Origin of the sequence: Nocardia sp. NPDC052316, assembly GCF_044547795.1 — a bacterium.
Taxonomy (GTDB): Bacteria; Actinomycetota; Actinomycetes; order Mycobacteriales; family Mycobacteriaceae; genus Nocardia.
Genome location: NZ_JBIUBB010000003.1, coordinates 163,143 through 179,116, shown reverse-complemented (window position 1 = coordinate 179,116; position 15,974 = coordinate 163,143). Strand labels below are relative to the sequence as shown.

General features: G+C 66.9%; 13 protein-coding genes. 8 read left to right on the top strand and 5 right to left on the bottom strand.

Annotation, left to right across the window (positions count from 1 at the left end):
- The first annotated feature begins 337 nt into the window (after positions 1 to 337).
- From ACIHA7_RS13590 to ACIHA7_RS13575, 4 genes are all read left to right on the top strand, one after another.
- Positions 338 to 2,293 carry a primary-amine oxidase gene (locus ACIHA7_RS13590; protein ID WP_397289088.1) on the top strand — a complete coding sequence of 652 codons (1,956 nt, stop codon included), beginning with the start codon at positions 338 to 340 and terminating at the stop codon, positions 2,291 to 2,293.
- Positions 2,286 to 3,734, top strand: a complete 1,449-nt coding sequence (locus tag ACIHA7_RS13585; protein WP_397289086.1) for an APC family permease — start codon at positions 2,286 to 2,288, stop codon at positions 3,732 to 3,734. The genes ACIHA7_RS13590 and ACIHA7_RS13585 overlap by 8 nt, the downstream gene beginning before the upstream one ends.
- A 94-nt stretch (positions 3,735 to 3,828) precedes the next feature.
- Positions 3,829 to 5,310, top strand: coding sequence for an AIM24 family protein (locus ACIHA7_RS13580; protein WP_397290744.1), 1,482 nt, complete (start codon positions 3,829 to 3,831; stop codon positions 5,308 to 5,310).
- Between the two features lie 240 nt (positions 5,311 to 5,550).
- Positions 5,551 to 5,997: a L,D-transpeptidase gene (locus tag ACIHA7_RS13575; protein WP_397289084.1), complete on the top strand. Its 447-nt coding sequence runs from the start codon at positions 5,551 to 5,553 to the stop codon at positions 5,995 to 5,997.
- Positions 5,998 to 6,088: 91 nt separating this feature from the next.
- On the opposite strand, the gene ACIHA7_RS13570 is transcribed toward ACIHA7_RS13575, so the two are convergent.
- Positions 6,089 to 7,513: a family 1 glycosylhydrolase gene (locus tag ACIHA7_RS13570; protein ID WP_397289082.1), complete on the bottom strand. Its 1,425-nt coding sequence runs from the start codon at positions 7,511 to 7,513 to the stop codon at positions 6,089 to 6,091.
- Between the two features lie 145 nt (positions 7,514 to 7,658).
- On the bottom strand, positions 7,659 to 8,159 hold the full coding sequence (locus ACIHA7_RS13565) for a hypothetical protein (protein WP_397289080.1): 501 nt from the start codon (positions 8,157 to 8,159) through the stop codon (positions 7,659 to 7,661).
- Between the two features lie 1,062 nt (positions 8,160 to 9,221).
- Here ACIHA7_RS13565 and ACIHA7_RS13560 point away from each other — a divergent pair.
- Entirely contained in the window at positions 9,222 to 10,886 is a 1,665-nt protein-coding gene (locus ACIHA7_RS13560) for a cutinase family protein (RefSeq protein WP_397289078.1), read from the top strand.
- A gap of 85 nt (positions 10,887 to 10,971) precedes the next feature.
- On the opposite strand, the gene ACIHA7_RS13555 is transcribed toward ACIHA7_RS13560, so the two are convergent.
- Positions 10,972 to 11,448, bottom strand: a complete 477-nt coding sequence (locus ACIHA7_RS13555) for a hypothetical protein (protein ID WP_397289076.1) — start codon at positions 11,446 to 11,448, stop codon at positions 10,972 to 10,974.
- Positions 11,449 to 12,023: 575 nt separating this feature from the next.
- Between ACIHA7_RS13555 and ACIHA7_RS13550 the strand changes: the two genes are divergently transcribed.
- On the top strand, positions 12,024 to 12,977 hold the full coding sequence (locus ACIHA7_RS13550) for an alpha/beta hydrolase (RefSeq protein ID WP_397289074.1): 954 nt from the start codon (positions 12,024 to 12,026) through the stop codon (positions 12,975 to 12,977).
- A 27-nt stretch (positions 12,978 to 13,004) separates the two neighbouring features.
- On the opposite strand, the gene ACIHA7_RS13545 is transcribed toward ACIHA7_RS13550, so the two are convergent.
- Positions 13,005 to 13,463 (bottom strand): hypothetical protein, encoded by a 459-nt coding sequence (locus ACIHA7_RS13545; RefSeq protein ID WP_397289072.1) that lies wholly within the window; start codon positions 13,461 to 13,463, stop codon positions 13,005 to 13,007.
- A gap of 373 nt (positions 13,464 to 13,836) precedes the next feature.
- On the opposite strand from ACIHA7_RS13545, the gene ACIHA7_RS13540 reads away from it, so the two are divergent.
- Entirely contained in the window at positions 13,837 to 14,781 is a 945-nt protein-coding gene (locus ACIHA7_RS13540; RefSeq protein WP_397289070.1) for a glycoside hydrolase, read from the top strand.
- Between the two features lie 352 nt (positions 14,782 to 15,133).
- On the top strand, positions 15,134 to 15,625 hold the full coding sequence (locus tag ACIHA7_RS13535; RefSeq protein WP_397289068.1) for a DUF4254 domain-containing protein: 492 nt from the start codon (positions 15,134 to 15,136) through the stop codon (positions 15,623 to 15,625).
- Positions 15,626 to 15,646: 21 nt separating this feature from the next.
- Here the strand turns inward: ACIHA7_RS13535 and ACIHA7_RS13530 are convergent, their stop codons facing one another.
- Positions 15,647 to 15,802 (bottom strand): hypothetical protein, encoded by a 156-nt coding sequence (locus ACIHA7_RS13530; protein ID WP_397289065.1) that lies wholly within the window; start codon positions 15,800 to 15,802, stop codon positions 15,647 to 15,649.
- Between the last annotated feature and the right edge of the window lie 172 nt (positions 15,803 to 15,974).

Sequence of the window (15,974 nt, the reverse complement as noted above, 5' to 3'; positions counted from 1 at the left end):
ACCGTCAAGGGTCAGTTCTCACATCGCACCGGGACCGCGTGCGCGTAATGATTTGCCCATGCGTAACTTTGCGCTCGGAATATAGTCACAAACACCCGCCATTCTCACCCGAGCGAATACAAGGGACACAGAGTTACTCCGCCTCGTTAATCGTCCACTATCACGGACGATCAGTGGTTTCACGAGATAGTGCCGGGCCGGAAATAGTCGTCGACAATGCGAATGCGCCCGATGCCTACCAATTGTCCGAATAGTTGCTGAATACACTGATCGGACGCAGCTCCTCGGCGAACAACTTCTTGCTTCCGTATTCGCAGAACCAGGATGGAGGGGCCGCATGCCCACACCGACACCGCGACGTGCCGATCACCCGCTCGCGCTGACCACCGAAGCGGAGATCGCCGAGGTGCGCGCCGTCGTCGCCGACGCGGGGTTGATCGCGGCGACAACACGTTTCGTCTACGTCGGGCTGGACGAACCGGACAAGTACGCCGTCTACGACTGGTCGGACACCGCCCCGATGGACCGCTGCTTCCGCGTGCTGCTGCACGACGTGGACCGGCCGAACGCCATCGATCTGACCGTGTCACTGGGCCGCCGCGCAGTGCTCACCCAGCGCACCATGGACGCGATCGTCGACGGTCAGTTTCCGATGCTCGACGAGGAGTTCGAGCTGGTCGAGGCGGTGCTGGCGACCGATTCCGACTGGCTGGCCGCACTGGCCGCCCGCGGCCTCGACATCACCCGGGTGCGGGTCGCCCCGCTGTCGGCAGGCGTGTTCGACTACCCGGGCGAGGCAGGCAGGCGCATCCTGCGCGGCTTGGCGTTCCACCAGCAGCACGACAAGGACCACCCGTGGGCGCATCCGATCGACGGGTTGGTCGCCTTCGTGGACGTCATGACGCGCGAGGTACTGCGGGTGATCGACGCCGGGCCGGTCGATATACCCCAGGAATCCGGGAATTTCGACGACCCAGGGGTGACCGGTCCCCCGCGCAGCACCCAGCGGCCGATCGAGATCAGCCAGCCGCACGGGCCGAGTTTCGCCGTGCGCGGCAATCTGGTCGAGTGGGAAAAGTGGTCGGTGCGGGTGGGTTTCGACGCCCGCGAGGGACTTGTCCTGCACCAGATCGGTTTTCACGACGACGGCCGGATCCGGCCGATCATCCATCGCGCGTCCATCGCCGAGATGGTGGTGCCCTATGCCGATCCGTCGCCGATTCGCTCCTGGCAGAACTACTTCGACACCGGCGAATACCTGGTCGGGCGCTACGCCAACGCCCTCGAACTCGGCTGCGACTGTGTCGGCGACATCACCTACTTCGACGCGGTCATCGCCGACGAGGCAGGCCGACCGCGCGTCCTGCGCAACGCGATCTGCCTGCACGAAGAGGATTTCGGCGTGCTGTGGAAGCACACCGATCTGTGGACCGGCTCTCGGGAGGTGCGCCGCCAGCGCAGGCTGGTGATCTCGTTCTTCACCACGGTCGGCAACTACGACTACGGCTTCTTCTGGTACCTCTACCTCGACGGGACAATCGGTTTCGAGGTCAAGGCCACCGGAATCGTGTTCACCGCCGCCTATCCCGGCACCGACCATCCGTTCTCCACGCAGGTGGCACCCGGTCTCGGTGCGCCGTATCACCAGCACCTGTTCAGCGCGCGACTCGACATGATGGTCGACGGACATCGCAACCAGGTCGCGGAGGTCGAGAGTGTCCGGCTGCCGATCGGCCCGGACAATCCACACGGCAACGCCTTCACGCGGCGGCGCACCCCGCTGATCCGCGAATCGCAGGCCAAGCGGCTCGCGGACAACCGGGTCGGCCGCACCTGGCACATCAGCAACCCCGGGGTGAGTAACCGCCTGGGGCAGCACGTCGCCTACGTACTGCACCCGGAGGGCAAAGAGACGCTGCTCGCCGCCGACGAGTCACCCATCGCGCAGCGAGCCGCGTTCGCCACCAAGAGTCTCTGGGTCACCCGATATGACCCGAGACAGCGTTACGCGGCAGGCGATTTCGTGAATCAACACCCCGGCGGCGCGGGACTTCCCGACTATGTGTCCGGCGACCGTTCGCTCGACAACGAAGACCTCGTCGTGTGGCATACGTTCGGCCTCACGCACTTTCCGCGCCCGGAGGACTGGCCGATCATGCCGGTCGCCTACACCGGATTCACGCTCGAACCGGTCGGCTTCTTCGACCGCAACCCCACTCTCGATGTTCCGCGCACCAGCTCCGGCCACTGCGCAGGCTCGACCGACCCCTGCCATGGAGCTCCCGATGACTGAATCATCCACTGCCGGTGCACGATTACGCGGCTCGATCGGGGTGGCGGGAATCGTGTTCCTCGTCATCGCGGCCGCCGCGCCGCTGACCGCCGTCGGCGGCGCGTTGCCACTGATGATCGGGCTCGGCAACGGCGCGGGCGCGCCGACCGCCTACCTCGTCGCCGCGGGCGTCCTGCTGCTGTTCAGCGTCGGATACGCCGCGATGAGCGGTCATCTCGACGAGGCAGGCGCGTTCTACGCCTACGTCCGTCGCGGGCTCGGCCCCCGGCTCGGGCTCGGCGCGGCGAATCTGGCGCTACTGACCTACACCGCCATCCAGGCCGGGATCTACGGACTGGCGGCGTCGACCGTCGAAGAGCTCGTCGTCCACTACGGTGGGCCCGACTTACCCTGGTACGTCTACGCTTTCGCGCTGATGGCCGTCGTCGCCGTGCTCGGCTACCGCAATATCGAGCTCGGCGCCAAGGTGCTCGGCGTGCTGCTGGTGGTCGAGATCGGCACCATCGTGGCGCTGTCGTCCGCCGTGCTGATCCGCGGCGGCGCGCACGGCGTCGACACCGTCTCCTTCACTCCGTCGGCGTTCTTCGACGGATCCCCCGGTATCGCTTTGACGTTCGCGATCGCGTCGTTCATCGGGTTCGAGGCCACCGCGATCTACGGCGAGGAGGCCCGTGACCCGCGCCGCACCATCCCACGGGCCACCTATCTCGCGGTCGGCACGATCGGTGTGCTCTACGCGGTGGCCAGTTGGGCGGTCGTGCTCGCGTTCGGCAGCGACGGCGCCGCGGCGGCCGCAGGAGCGGACCCCGAAGGTCTGACCTTCACCGCCGCGCGGCTGTTCCTCGGCGAATCCGCCGCCGATCTCATGGCGATCCTCATGGTGACCAGTCTGTTCGCCGCCCTGCTCGCCTTCCACAACGCGATCTCCCGCTATGGCTACGCGCTGGCCCGCGACGGTATCGGCCATCCGGCGCTCGGCCATATCCACCTGCGGCACGGCTCCCCGCACAAAGCCGCACTCGCCCAGACGTTGTCGGCGGCGCTTCTGCTCGGTACCTTCGCACTCGCCGGCGCCGACCCCGTTCTGCAGCTGTTCACCTGGATGTCCGGCTTGGCCACCGTGGCCATGCTGCTGCTGATGCTGCTCACCAGCGTCGCCATCATCGTCTTCTTCCGCCGCACCGGCCTGGACCGCCGGGCCTGGCACACGGTGATCGCACCTGTCCTCGGCACCGGCGGATTACTGCTGATCACAGCGCTGGTCATCGACAACTGCACCGCCCTGGTCGGTGGTTCCACCCTCGTCTCGATAATTCTGTCGGCCCTCGTCGCAGCCACTTTCGCGCTCGGCGTCGCCCGCGCCGCACCGAACCTGGTGGGCCAGGCCTACGGCGCGGACGGTGGCGCGCGGAGCCGAGTCGGGACAGACTTGATGCCGTGAATCCCATGCCATTCGGCCCGAGCGCCGATGACCGTGCGGGTGCCCGGTGAGTGCCCTCGCGCGCGGCGAGAACCGGCCGGCGCCCGCCGATCGGATGACCGTGACCGTCGCCTGCTCGGCCGGGGTCGACGTGTCGGCGCTGCTGCTCGGCGCGGACGGACGCGTGCGGTCCGACGCCGACTTCGTGTTCTTCAACCAGCCGGTCGGCCCCGGCGTCACCTATCGGCACGGCAGCGGTCGCGGCGACATGGTCGACGTGCAGACCAGCGCACTACCGGCCGACGTCGACAAGGTTGTGGTCACCGCCAGCCTCGACGGCAGCGGACCGCCTACCTTCGCCCGCGCCGGCACGTTGCAGGCGACGATCGGCTCCGATTCGGGGACATTGACTTTCCCGATGGACGGGCTCACCACCGAGACGGCCGTGGTGTGCGTGGAGATCTATCGCCGCGGCGGCGCCTGGAAGGTGCGCGCGGTCGGGCAGGGTTACGACAACGGGCTGGCCGGTATCGCAACGGCGTTCGGCGTGAACATCGACGACGAACCCGAGGCACCCCCGGTTCACCCGCCGAGCGCGCCTGCTGCCGCACCGGTCGCACCGCCGAGCTACCCGGCGCAGGCACCGCCCCCGCCGCACGGCGCGTCACCGCCGAGTTACGCACCCCAGGGCGCGCCCTCGAATTACCCATCACCTGGCGCACCACCGAGCTACCCACCGCAGGGTGCGCCACCGAACTACCCACCCCAAGGCGCGCCCCCGAACTATGCCCCGCAGGGCACACCCCCGTATCCGCCGGCCCCCGCCTACCCACCGCCTGTCGCGCCCGCACCTCAGCAAGGAGCACTGCCCATGCAGAGCGATCTGTTCAACCCGAACCACGCCGAGGTCACCGGTGTCGGCATCCAGAAGCAGGGCAGCAAGATGATCAAGGTCGCCGTCAACGGCGAGGTCATGGCGCGGGCCGGTTCCATGGTGGCTTACCAGGGCGACATGCAGTTCAAGGCGTTGGGCTCCGGCGGCATCGGCCGGGCGATCACCCAGCGGCTCACCGGCGAGGGCGTGCCGCTGATGAACGTCTCCGGCCGCGGCGACCTCTTCCTCGCCGACAGCGCCGCCGACGTGCACCTCATCGACCTCGACGGCAGCGACGGCCTCACCATCAACGGCTCCAACGTGCTCGCCTTCGACTCGAGCCTGAGTTACCGGGTCCAGCGGGTGCAGGGCGCGGCCGGAGTCGCCAGTAACGCCGGGCTTTTCAACTGCGTCTTCACCGGACGTGGCCGGATCGCCATCACCACGCACGGCTCGCCCGTGGTGTTGCAGGTGGATCAGCCGACCTACGCCGATCCGCAGGCGGCGGTGGCCTGGTCGTCCAGCTTGCAGACCGGGATCAAGCGCAACGACTCGTTCGGCCTGGGCAGACTGCTCGGGCGCAGCACCGGTGAGGGCCTCACGCTGGCGTTCTCCGGCCGCGGCTTCGTCATCGTGCAGCCCTCGGAGCTGCCGCCCGGCGGGTTCATCGGCGGCACCGGCGGTGGCCAGCAGGCCGGGCACGGCGGGGGGCTGTTCGGTTAACCAGGGATAGTTCGGCTAACAATTCGCGCGCCGCGATTGACCACACGCGCACCGTCCGCGATGATCGCAGCACCTCGGATTTCTGAGCGTTGCGACGAGGCATTCCCATCACCCTGGCATTCGGCACAAAGCGTGGCGGTAAGGCGAAGAGAGGTCGGAAATTTGACGAGCAGCAGGCGTTTTCGAGATCGGGCGGCTGGATTCGCGGTACTGGTCGGAGTCGCGTCAGCCGGATTCGCCGTGACGGGAACCGCGCAGGCCGAGCCGTTATGGCCCGGCGGCCCCGATATACCGGGTATCCCGGCCATCATTCAGCCGCCGCCACCCGCGCCGGTCTACGCACCGTGCACCGCGGCGAAGGTGCGCGCGTGCATGCGGTTGTCGACCAAGGAAGTGTGGCTGATGGAGGACGGCAGGACCGTCTACGGCCCGAAGCCGATCGAGATCGGCAGGCCGGGATACGAGTCGCATGTCGGGGTCTTCGATGTCGACTTCAAGCGGCGTGATTTCTGGAGCACGATGCACAATGCTCCGATGGAATACGCCGTATTCTTCGACGGCGATATCGCCACGCACATCGGGCCGCTCGATTCGATGTCGCACGGCTGCATTCGGATGAACCCCGATGCGGCCGAGGCAACCTTCAACCATCTGGAGCCCGGCGACATAGTCGAAGTCGTGGAGTAGCTCCATCGTTCATCGTGCAAACGGGATGCCCTCGACGGGCATCCCGTTTTGTTTTCAGTAACCCTGAAGTCGGCAATCCCGGTCTGCGCGGCTACGGAGCCGCCACATCGACGCAGCCGGGGGTGGGGTCGACGACATCGCAGCCGGACGGCGGACGGGTAGGCCGATAGTCGGGCGCTACGCCGCCCGCGGCGATGGTCTCGGTGTAGGTGGCGACGGCCTTGGTCGGGCGGCGCCGCAGGCTGGGGTCGCCGAGCACGTCCACGGTGTAGAGGCCGAATCGCGGGCGGTAGCTGCCCCATTCGTAGTTGTCGGTGATGCTCCAGTAGTTGTAGCCGATGAGGTTCACGCCGTCGGCCTTGGCGCGTTGCAGCCAGTAGACGGTGTCGCGCAGGTGGTCGCTGCGGTTGTAGTTGCCCGTTCCCGGCGTATTGCTGTCGTCGGAGTTGGCATCCTCGGTGGGCATGCCGTTCTCCACCACATAGATCGGCATATCGGGTTTGCCGAACTTGCGGGCTTGCTCGGCATAGCGTTTCACCGCGTAGTAGATGCCCTCGGTCCGGATCGGCAGGTTCCACATACCGGGTGAGCCGATGGCCGCGATGGACCGGACGGTCGCGGGCGGCGTCGACGCGGGCGGTTCGAAGGCGAAGTAGTAGTCCACGCCGATGTAGTCGAGGTGATCGGCGATCTTGGCGAACAACCCACCATTGACCTGATCATCGATACCGGCGACATAGCCGATATTGCTGGTCACCTGCGCGTCGGGGCGCACCTTGTGGATGTAGTCATAGATCTTGTTGTGCGCTTCGGCTACCAGATCTTCCATCCGCCCCTGATTGGTGGCGTTGTTGCGCACCTCGTGCATGATGTAGGCGACCGGCTCGTTGATGGTGACCCACAACGGATTTCGCGGGGCATACCGGTCGACCACCTTGCGCATGTTGGCCAGCCAGGCGTCCACCATTTGCGGGTGGTCCCATCCGGTGTTCTCGGACGGCTTGCCATCGAAGGCGCCGTCGTAGGCCCAACCGGGGTACACCCAGTGATCGAGGGTGAGCATCGGTCGCATGCCCGACTTGATGATCTTCGCGATCACCGCGTCGTAGAAGCGGAATCCGTCGGCGTCCCACTCCAGTCGGCTCGTCGGTTGCAGCCGCGCCCACTCTATCCCGATCCGGAACACCTTCACCCCGAGCGACTTCGCCAGGTCGATATCGGCGGCGTACCGGTGGTAGAAGTCGATCGAACTCTGATACTTGTCGAATTCCCGACGATGCTCGATGTAGCGCACCCAATTGCTGTCGGGCGCATTGTTGTCGGGCGAAACCCGGCCGGACGCGGGAGCCTGCCCCTCCGACTGGAAGCCGGACGCCGCGACGCCCCAGAGGAAGTCGGGCCCGAGCGCGGCCACCCCCGCCGTCGGCTCCGGCTGAGCAACGCTCACGCCGGGAACCAGCAGCGCGGCCATCGAGCCCGCGAGTGCTACCGCGGCACGCCGTGTCCATGTGCGCATAAACCGTGAACTTAACCGATAAATTGCTGAATCCTCGGCAACCTCGGTCCTCTCGGCGCGTGCAAAGCCGGAACACGGGCAAGAACCACGTTCGGCAGCGGAGCCAGTCAGTTGCTACTGACGAAGACTCCGCAGCCGACGCGCGTCAGTTCGGGGACACGCGATGGTCGATCCTGGCGATCACCACGGCAGTCGGGGCACCGTAGGCCCCGTTGCTCGCACCGGCGGCGGCCTCCTCCGCCGCCGCTGCCGCGTCGGCGACCGTGACGTCGTCGGGGGCGAAGGCAGCGGCCTTCGCGGCGGCGAGCGCGGCGGCGGCCGCGTCGCCCACGGTGACCGCAGCGTCGGCGCTGGCGACCGCGTAAAAGGTGGCCTTGATCGCATGGTTGGCGGCGACATAGGCGTGCCATGCGGCGTCGCGGGTGGTGTCCGCGGCCGCCACGGCACGCGCGGCGCCGTGTGCGCGCGCGACGTGGTCGACGGCCTTGTCCCGGTTCACCGCACGCCTACTCGCGGCACTGGCGCGGCCCGCGGCGCTGGTCGCTCGGGCTCGCGCTTGGGCGAGCAGCGCACGGGTGTCGTCGACCTCCAGCACGGCGGCCCCGTGGGCGCCACCGGGCAGCAACGGGATCACCTTGCCTACCAACGGAACCCGCCGCCACCGAGCTGCGGCGCACCTTCGCCGGACACCCCGAACCAGCCCCGGCCTGTGCTGTCCTGGTCCCAGAAAGCCAACGAATCCGTTGCCGCACAGTAGATTACAATCGCAAGCACGGCAAAAGCCGCTAATTCCTTCGACAAACGCGTCACAGCGAACCTCCTCGATCGTTCCTGGTGCGCCGGTACGTCCCGGCGAATGCGGTAGGAGCCACACAGCATGCGCAGTGGACGCGCATCTCCGCATTGCCCGAATTCGTTCCGGGCCAAGGGAAATGCGCGCCTGCCGCTAGCCCAAGATGCCGAAGGTGAGAATCCCGACGAGGTTCTCCGTTACCGCGAGCACGCTGTTCACTAGACCGAAGAGACCACTCAACATGACTGCTCCTGTGATACGCCATTGACGGATCGATGACATTTGCCGAACGAGAGCACGAGCTGGATCGCCGAAGAAGGCTAGCGCACCTGTCCCCAGAAGGACAAAATACCTGCGCGCGGCGGCCGACTCCGGCCAATCCCCAGGGCGTCCGCCATTACCGCAGGTCAGAGCCTGTTCAAAACAGCCTGTCGAAAATTCTTCCATCCGAACGTACTCGGGTAACGAAGACACTATCGACGCCTGCCACTGACGGTTCCCGGCATGGTCAGCGTTGGACGCCCAACCGGGTTGTTCGCGCCACCTGGAGTTCTCGTAGCGGGGCCCCGACATTTCAGACTCGGCGTCGGATAGACCGCACGAAGACTGACCGGGTGGCTTGAAAACACATGAAACGAAAGGGAGAACATGCTCGCACCGCTCCTCACCGCCATCGTTACCGCCCTCACCTCGGGACTCACCAGCGTCGTCACCGCACTTCTCGGCGGCTGATTCGACACGGTCCGGGGTGGCGGCGAAGCCCACCCCGGACCGGCGAACGCCGCAGACCTTCGTGACCACTACCGGCCGCAGGCCGAGCAGAGCAATGTGAAGGTGGAGATAGTGCGTCGAATGCTGTTCTCCAGAACAGGTATTCGGAGACTAGGGACAGTCGTCGCAGGTGCGGCCTTCGCCATGCATACCGGAGTCGGCACCGTCGCGGCCCAGCCGGCGCCCGGCCAATCACCGCGCTGCCCAGCCCTGTACGCCATCGGTGTACCCGGCACGGGCGAGTCCACGCCGGACGCGAACCCCTCCGCCGACCACGGCATGCTGTCGTCGATCTTCCGGCCGATGCTGGCGGCGGAGCCGGAACGGGTCGATCGCGCCTACGTCCCCTACGAGGCAGGCTTCGGTGGTGCGGTGCCCGGTGGCCAAGTTCCCTACTCGCAATCGGTCACCGGCGGCCTGCAGCAACTGCGGGCAATGACGCAATCGGTCATAGACCGATGCCAAGACACCCGATTGGCTTTCGTCGGGTACTCCCAGGGCGCGCACATCGCCTCCTTGTTCGCCCAGGAAATCGGACGCGGCGAATCCCCGGTGCCCGCCGACCGGATCGCGGGTGTTGCCTTGCTCGCCGACCCGACCCGCTACCCCGGCGCGCCGCTGTTCCCCGGCGCCGCGGACAAACGCGCACCGGATCCCGCACCCGGCACGGTGTCCACCGGCCTGGCCGCGCTGCAGGCCCAGCCCGCGCCCGCCGTAGGTGGTGGCATCGGACCATTGCGCGATCTCGCCCCCGACTTCGGTACCCTCACCGGCCGAGTCGCGTCGTTCTGCATCGACGGCGATCTCGCCTGCGACTCCCCCGCGAACGCCCCGATCCTGCACATGATCACCAACATCGCCGGCCAGGCGCTGCTGCCCTTGGACGATCCACTGACCGCGCTGTCCTCGATCACCGACGCGCTGGCCGCGACCGTCAGCAAAACCGCGACCGACGTGGTCGACAAAGACCTGCACGGGTTCACCCCGGGCAGTCTCGTATTGTCCCGCGACAAATCGTTGAGCGAACGACTCGCCGAAGCCTCCGACCCTCGCGCGGTGATCGACGACCCGACCGGACAATCGGCCGCGCTGCGCATCGCCACGATCGCGCTCAACACGCTCACCAGCATCGTCGGGGTGGTGCTGCATCCGGAAGACGTCTGCCAGATCGGGGCGCTCGGCGCCACCGATCCGCTCGCGGGCCTGGCCACCCTCGGGGCCAAGATGTTCGCCGCGATGCCCAAACGCTCCGCGGCGCCGCAGTTCAGTCAGGTCCTCACCCAGGCGTTCAATGCCATCGGGCGCCTGGTCAGCGACAACGTCGAACTCGTCGACACCGAGGTGTGGGCCAAATATCAGGACGCGGTGACCCGCCACGGCGCGTACGCGGTCACCGCGATCGACGCCGATCGTCCCTCGTCTCGATTCATCGCCGACTGGTTCGTCGAACTCGCCCGCGCGCTACCGGTGCCCGCCGAACCCAAACCTGGTCGTGCCCAGCCCGACAGCGTCCTCGTCACCATCCCCGATCCCGATGTTCGGTCGCCCGCCGCCGGTAGTGCCCCCACACCTGCTCCCCCGCAACGGAGTTCGCCGAAGCCGAAGAACCCCGCCATCGAGGTCGGCACCGGTATGCAGGTGGACAACGCCGATCCCTCGCGCGGTCGCATACGGCTGGAGTCGGCAGAGGCGAAGACCAAGCGCCTCACCGCAAGCCGGCACCTCGTTTGGGCCCTGCTGCTCTCCGAAAGCGCCTGCCTGCTCTACACCGGTCGCCGGAGGATCGATCGGACCGGGTTTCTCCATTGAACGGCAGCAGGCAGGTCCGCTCGCATACTCGCCGATGCGGACCTGCCTGTTGCTTGATGACAGGATCAGTAACGCCCGGAGATCACTAGTTCGGCCGGATCGGCTTGGCCTTGGGCGTGTCCCCTTCGGCACCCTGCTCCGAACCGAGGAACATATCGAGCCACGTGTCGACGGGTATGCCGCCGAGCCCCAACTCCGCACCGCCATTCGGTGGCCGAAGGAAATCCCGCAATGCCGAGTTGAGTGCCGCGGTGAGTTCGGTATCGACGGCGGCAGCTCCGTCGCCGTTCTCGCCGCCCTTACCCTTACCTTTTCCCTTGCCCTTTCCCTTGCCTTTTCCTTCGCCGCCCTTGCCGTTGCCGTCACCACCGGGGCCGACCGCGGTCCCCGGCTCCCCTTCTATGCCCGCGATGGCCGCGAAGTCCTGCGCCAGGGTGGTTCCGCTCGGCAATACACCCGAATCTTGTTGCGGAGCGGCATGTGCCGTGCCCGCGGCGACGGCGAGCGTCGCCGTGACAGCGAACAGGCCGGTCACCGCGGCGATCGCGGTTTTGTGAAACATAGGTAACCCCTTTGTCGTAGCGAATGCGATACAGGCGGCCGACACCTGATCACACGTGTCGGCACTACCGCATATTCGGACCCACGGCTGGTCTGGATCGGCGGATTCGTCGGCGAATTGCCACCGCGCCAGCTGAATTGCCCGAGCAACGGGCTCGCGACGCCAAGATTTACTGCCGCATACACGACCGATGAGGCCCGGGGATAACCCCGAGCCTCATCGGACTGTGTACAGCGATAGTGAGCCGCAGGGGCGACCACGACTCACTCTGCGGAACTGTCCCGAACGTGCCGGGACTCGAACAGATTACCCAGCCGATCGCAATCCCGTGGCGATTCCGGATGGAATGATCCACTGACCGCGCCGCCCCGCACAAAACGCAACCATGCATTCGGCAAAAAGTGACACGCCCGTGCGCACAATCGCATCGCGCACATCGGTAACACAAAGCCCGTCGATCCCGAAGCACGGTTACTTCGCCGCTTTTCCGCGAGGCAGCACGAATGAGGGACGGTCCGATGACATCATGCGGTTCTGGTTCAAGGCGAACGCGGCGCTATCGCCGTGCCGCCTGGGTGATCACAGCGGCACTCGCGGTGCTGGCACCCCTGGTTGCGGCGCCACCTCGGGCGAGCGCGCAGGCCGTGGTCGACCACATCGTCAAGCGCACGGACCGCTGGCAGGAGGTGTTCGTGCGCTCGCCGGCCATGGGGCGCGTCGTGCAACTCGACGTGCTGCTCCCCGCCGACCAGGCGGCACGCCGCCCCACCCTGTATCTGCTCGACGGCAACGGGTCGACCGAGACACAGCCGCTGAGCACGTGGACCATGCGCACCGACATCGTGCGGTTCTTCGCCGACAAACATGCCAACGTGGTGATGCCCGTCGGCGGCGGTGGCACCTTCTACACCGACTGGCTCGCCGACGACCGCAGGCTCGGGCACAACAGGTGGGAAACCTTTCTGACCAACGAACTTCCACCGCTGGTCGACAACCTGCTTCGGGGCAACGGAACCAACGCCATGGCGGGCGTCTCGATGGGTGCGCAGGCCGCGACCACGCTGACCTTCCGCCACCCCGCCCTGTACCGCGCCCTGGCCGCCTACAGCGGCTGCCTCTACTCCAGCGATCTCGGGCAGGCCACCGTCCGCACCGTCGTGGCCGACAAGGGCGGCAACGCCGACAACATGTGGGGCGGCGTCGCCAATCCCGAGTGGCCCGCCCACGACCCGATCCGGCACGCCGAAGCGCTGCGCGGCAAACCCATCTACCTCTCCACCGGCAGCGGCGTCCCCGGCCCCTACGACCTCGCCTTCGACCCGAGCTACTCCTACCCCACCGACCTGACGACCGCCATCGCCATCGAGCAGGTCGCCCACGAGTGCACCGTGCTCTTCGACGCGCGGCTGCGCCTGCACCGCATCCCCGCGACCATCAGGTACAACACCCCGGGAACCCACTCCTGGCCGTATTGGCAAGATGCCCTGCACGATTCGTGGCCGACACTGCGCGCCGGCCTCGGTATCTGACCGATGCCACCCGGATACCGGTCAGCGCTATGACTGGTAACGGTCGTACCCCGCGAGCTTGTCGTAGGCGACGCAGGCGGCCAGCAAGGCTTGGTGGGTGTCGGCCTGGTGGGGCAGGTCGTCGCCGGCGCTGACGTCACGCCAGTCGACCCAGGCTCGGGCCAGTTCGGCGACGGCCTTGCCGATGCCCTCGACACCGGGGGCCGCGTCGGCGATTCCTTCGATCAGGTAGCGGCGCAGGGTGCGCGCGGCGCGTTCGATCCCCGGGCCGTTCACCCGGCGCGCGCTGGGTGGACTGGCCGCGAGCGCGGCGCGATGGCGGTGGATCCACTCGTCCACCGCGGCGAGCAGGCAGGCCGCGCGCAGGATCGGCGCGGCCGGATGCCGTTCGGGGACAACGTCATGCATGGCGTCGAGCAGTTCGTGGGCGGAGGGGAGGGCGGGCGATGGTCGCTCTCCCCGGGACGGTCGGTCGGGCTCGGACATGGTTCCGACTCCAGATACTCGGCGTTTCGGCGAACGAGCTGATGCGCGTGACGGCTCGGCCCGACCGACGACCAGGATGCGATCTGCCGGGCGGTTCCTCGTGCTCGTCCCAAGAATCGCAGTCCGGGCGATCCGTCGTCTTGGGCTGCGCACCAAGGCTGGGTCTGTAACTTGTTCTCCGGCACAGCCATTCGATGTGCCGAGCAACCTAGATGCGCCGCCGCCGAGGCGGTGCCTCGGTACGGACCGAGAACCAGGGCGGCCTCGTCGGGCGGAAACCGCGCCGAGCTGCGGGATCGCCGTCCAGTGGGCTGACCGACTGCCTACGGCGTGTCGGCAAGCGGTCGGCAACAGGCGCTGGATAATCCAGCATGTGGCATTGGTGACGATGCGTCGCAGATCCGCGCTGGCCCTGGCGGCAGGCCTGCCCCTCAGCCTGCTGGCACTGCGGCATGCGGCGGCCACCGGGCCGGTGGTGCGGTACACGATGACCGCGTTCACCCATTCCAGCGAATCCGACTTGTACGTCTACGAATCCACCGACGCGACGAACTTCGGGTTACTGCGCGGTCCCGCCTACCGTCCACCGACCGGCCTGCTGCGTGACCCGTGCCTGTTCCGCCACGTCGACGGCGGCTACTACCTCACCTACACCACCGCGTGGGAGGGCCGGACGATCGGTTTCGCCCGCAGCGACGACCGCGTCAACTGGACGCACATGTACGACTTCGAGGTGGGCGACCCGACCGTCACGTCGACCTGGGCGCCGGAGTGGCTCGTCGACGCGCAGGGCAACGTCAACGTGATCGTGTCGCTGTCCGATGGATGCCGGTTCACGCCGCACTTGATGACCGCCTTAGACCGGGAACTGAGTACCTGGGGTCCACTCACGCCGCTGGCCGGGCTCGGCCCGCCCGCCGGCTACCGGACCCCCGTCGACCGGCCCACCTGCGACCACTTCGGCTACGGCTATATCGACACCACAGTTGTCCACCACTACGGCCGCTACTTCGCGTTCACCAAGAACGAGACCAGCAAGCTCGTCGAACTGGCCGTCGCCGTCGACCCGCGCGGCCCGTATGCGTTTGTCGCAACCGGAGATTGGGCGCGCTGGGGTGCGCCGCGAGAGGGTCAGTGCGTCATCCCCCTCCCCGGCGGCGGCTGGCGGATCTTCTTCGACGACTACAACGCCGACCACCCCCGGTACTTCTACAGCGACAGTCACGACGACTTCCGAACCTGGTCCCCGCCTGCCGAACTGCCCCACCTGTCCGGCACGGTCCGCCACTTCACCGTGTTCCCCGAGACCAGCCTGTGAACCCCGGCTCGGCGCTGACCACCTACGGGCAGATTGCCCGAACATAACCAAAGAGGCCAAAACGACTCAGGAATGACCTGAATTAGGGTTACGGTGCGCCGCGTCACCGACGAGACTTGTAACTGCATCCGGTGCCGGGCGCTTTGCTCCCTTATCTCGGGTACGCGCAGAACGACCGGCCTCACCCAGAGGATATGGCCGGTCGCCGGCGCCGGATGCACCTCGACCGTCGCTAGGGAAGGTCTACCTTGCCCACGTTTCGCGCGTGTGCCATGCCGCAGAGTCTCCGCAGTGAGGCACAAGCCGGTCGCATTTGCCAGGCGCATGCACCAGGCCGCGCCGATCCCGTCACGTGACCGTGCAGACCGCCGACGGACCGAGGCCGCGGTCGATATCCGAAGGCGGCCGCCGACCACTCCTGCCGGACTGGCACGAACTATCCGCCGCGCTGCGCTTGCACACCGGAGACCGACCGGGCGACCACCTGGTCATCCAGCTGGCTCGGGCGTTGGCGCAGTTGCACCATACGCGCCGCGCACAGCCGGAGCGCCTGGTGGAAATCGACTGCCGCCGTGGCGAAGTCGTCACTGTGATCGATGATTGGGTGGCCAAGCAGGTCCCGCCGAGGCCCACGAAAGACCAGCAGGCCGAGTCGCTCGGCAGCACCATCGACCGGATGGCCGCCGCTCAGATCCTCGCCGACCACCTGCTGATGACCGCCGAGAACGTGCCCGAGCAACGCGTGCACGCGGCGTGGTCCCGGCTCGCCGCGCTCGCCAACCAGTGGACCGATCTCGCGCACGACATCGAGACGCGCCGACCACGATCGATCGGGCATCGCTGAGTTGTTCTGCGGGAACCTGTCTTAGGTCGGAATGGTCCAGAGATAAGCCGATATCGGCGGCAGTTCCGTGGTGTCGACGAGCGGGTCGACGCGTAGTAGGCCGATGAATTCTTCCACCGACGTATAACGCGCCAAAATGTCCGCCAGCAAGCGGCGCGCGGCTTCCTCCGGTTTCATGAGCGGGTTATGCCCACGGGCCCGAAATACAAACTGACCAATAGGTTTGTTCGAGGCTCGATAGTTCGCTGATCGCCGATCCGTTCATTACGGCCCTCCGCGTGTGGGGTCACTGCTGATCGGATGTGCCAAACGACTGCCGGAAAGATTGCCCGAAACGGGGCTTACTCAG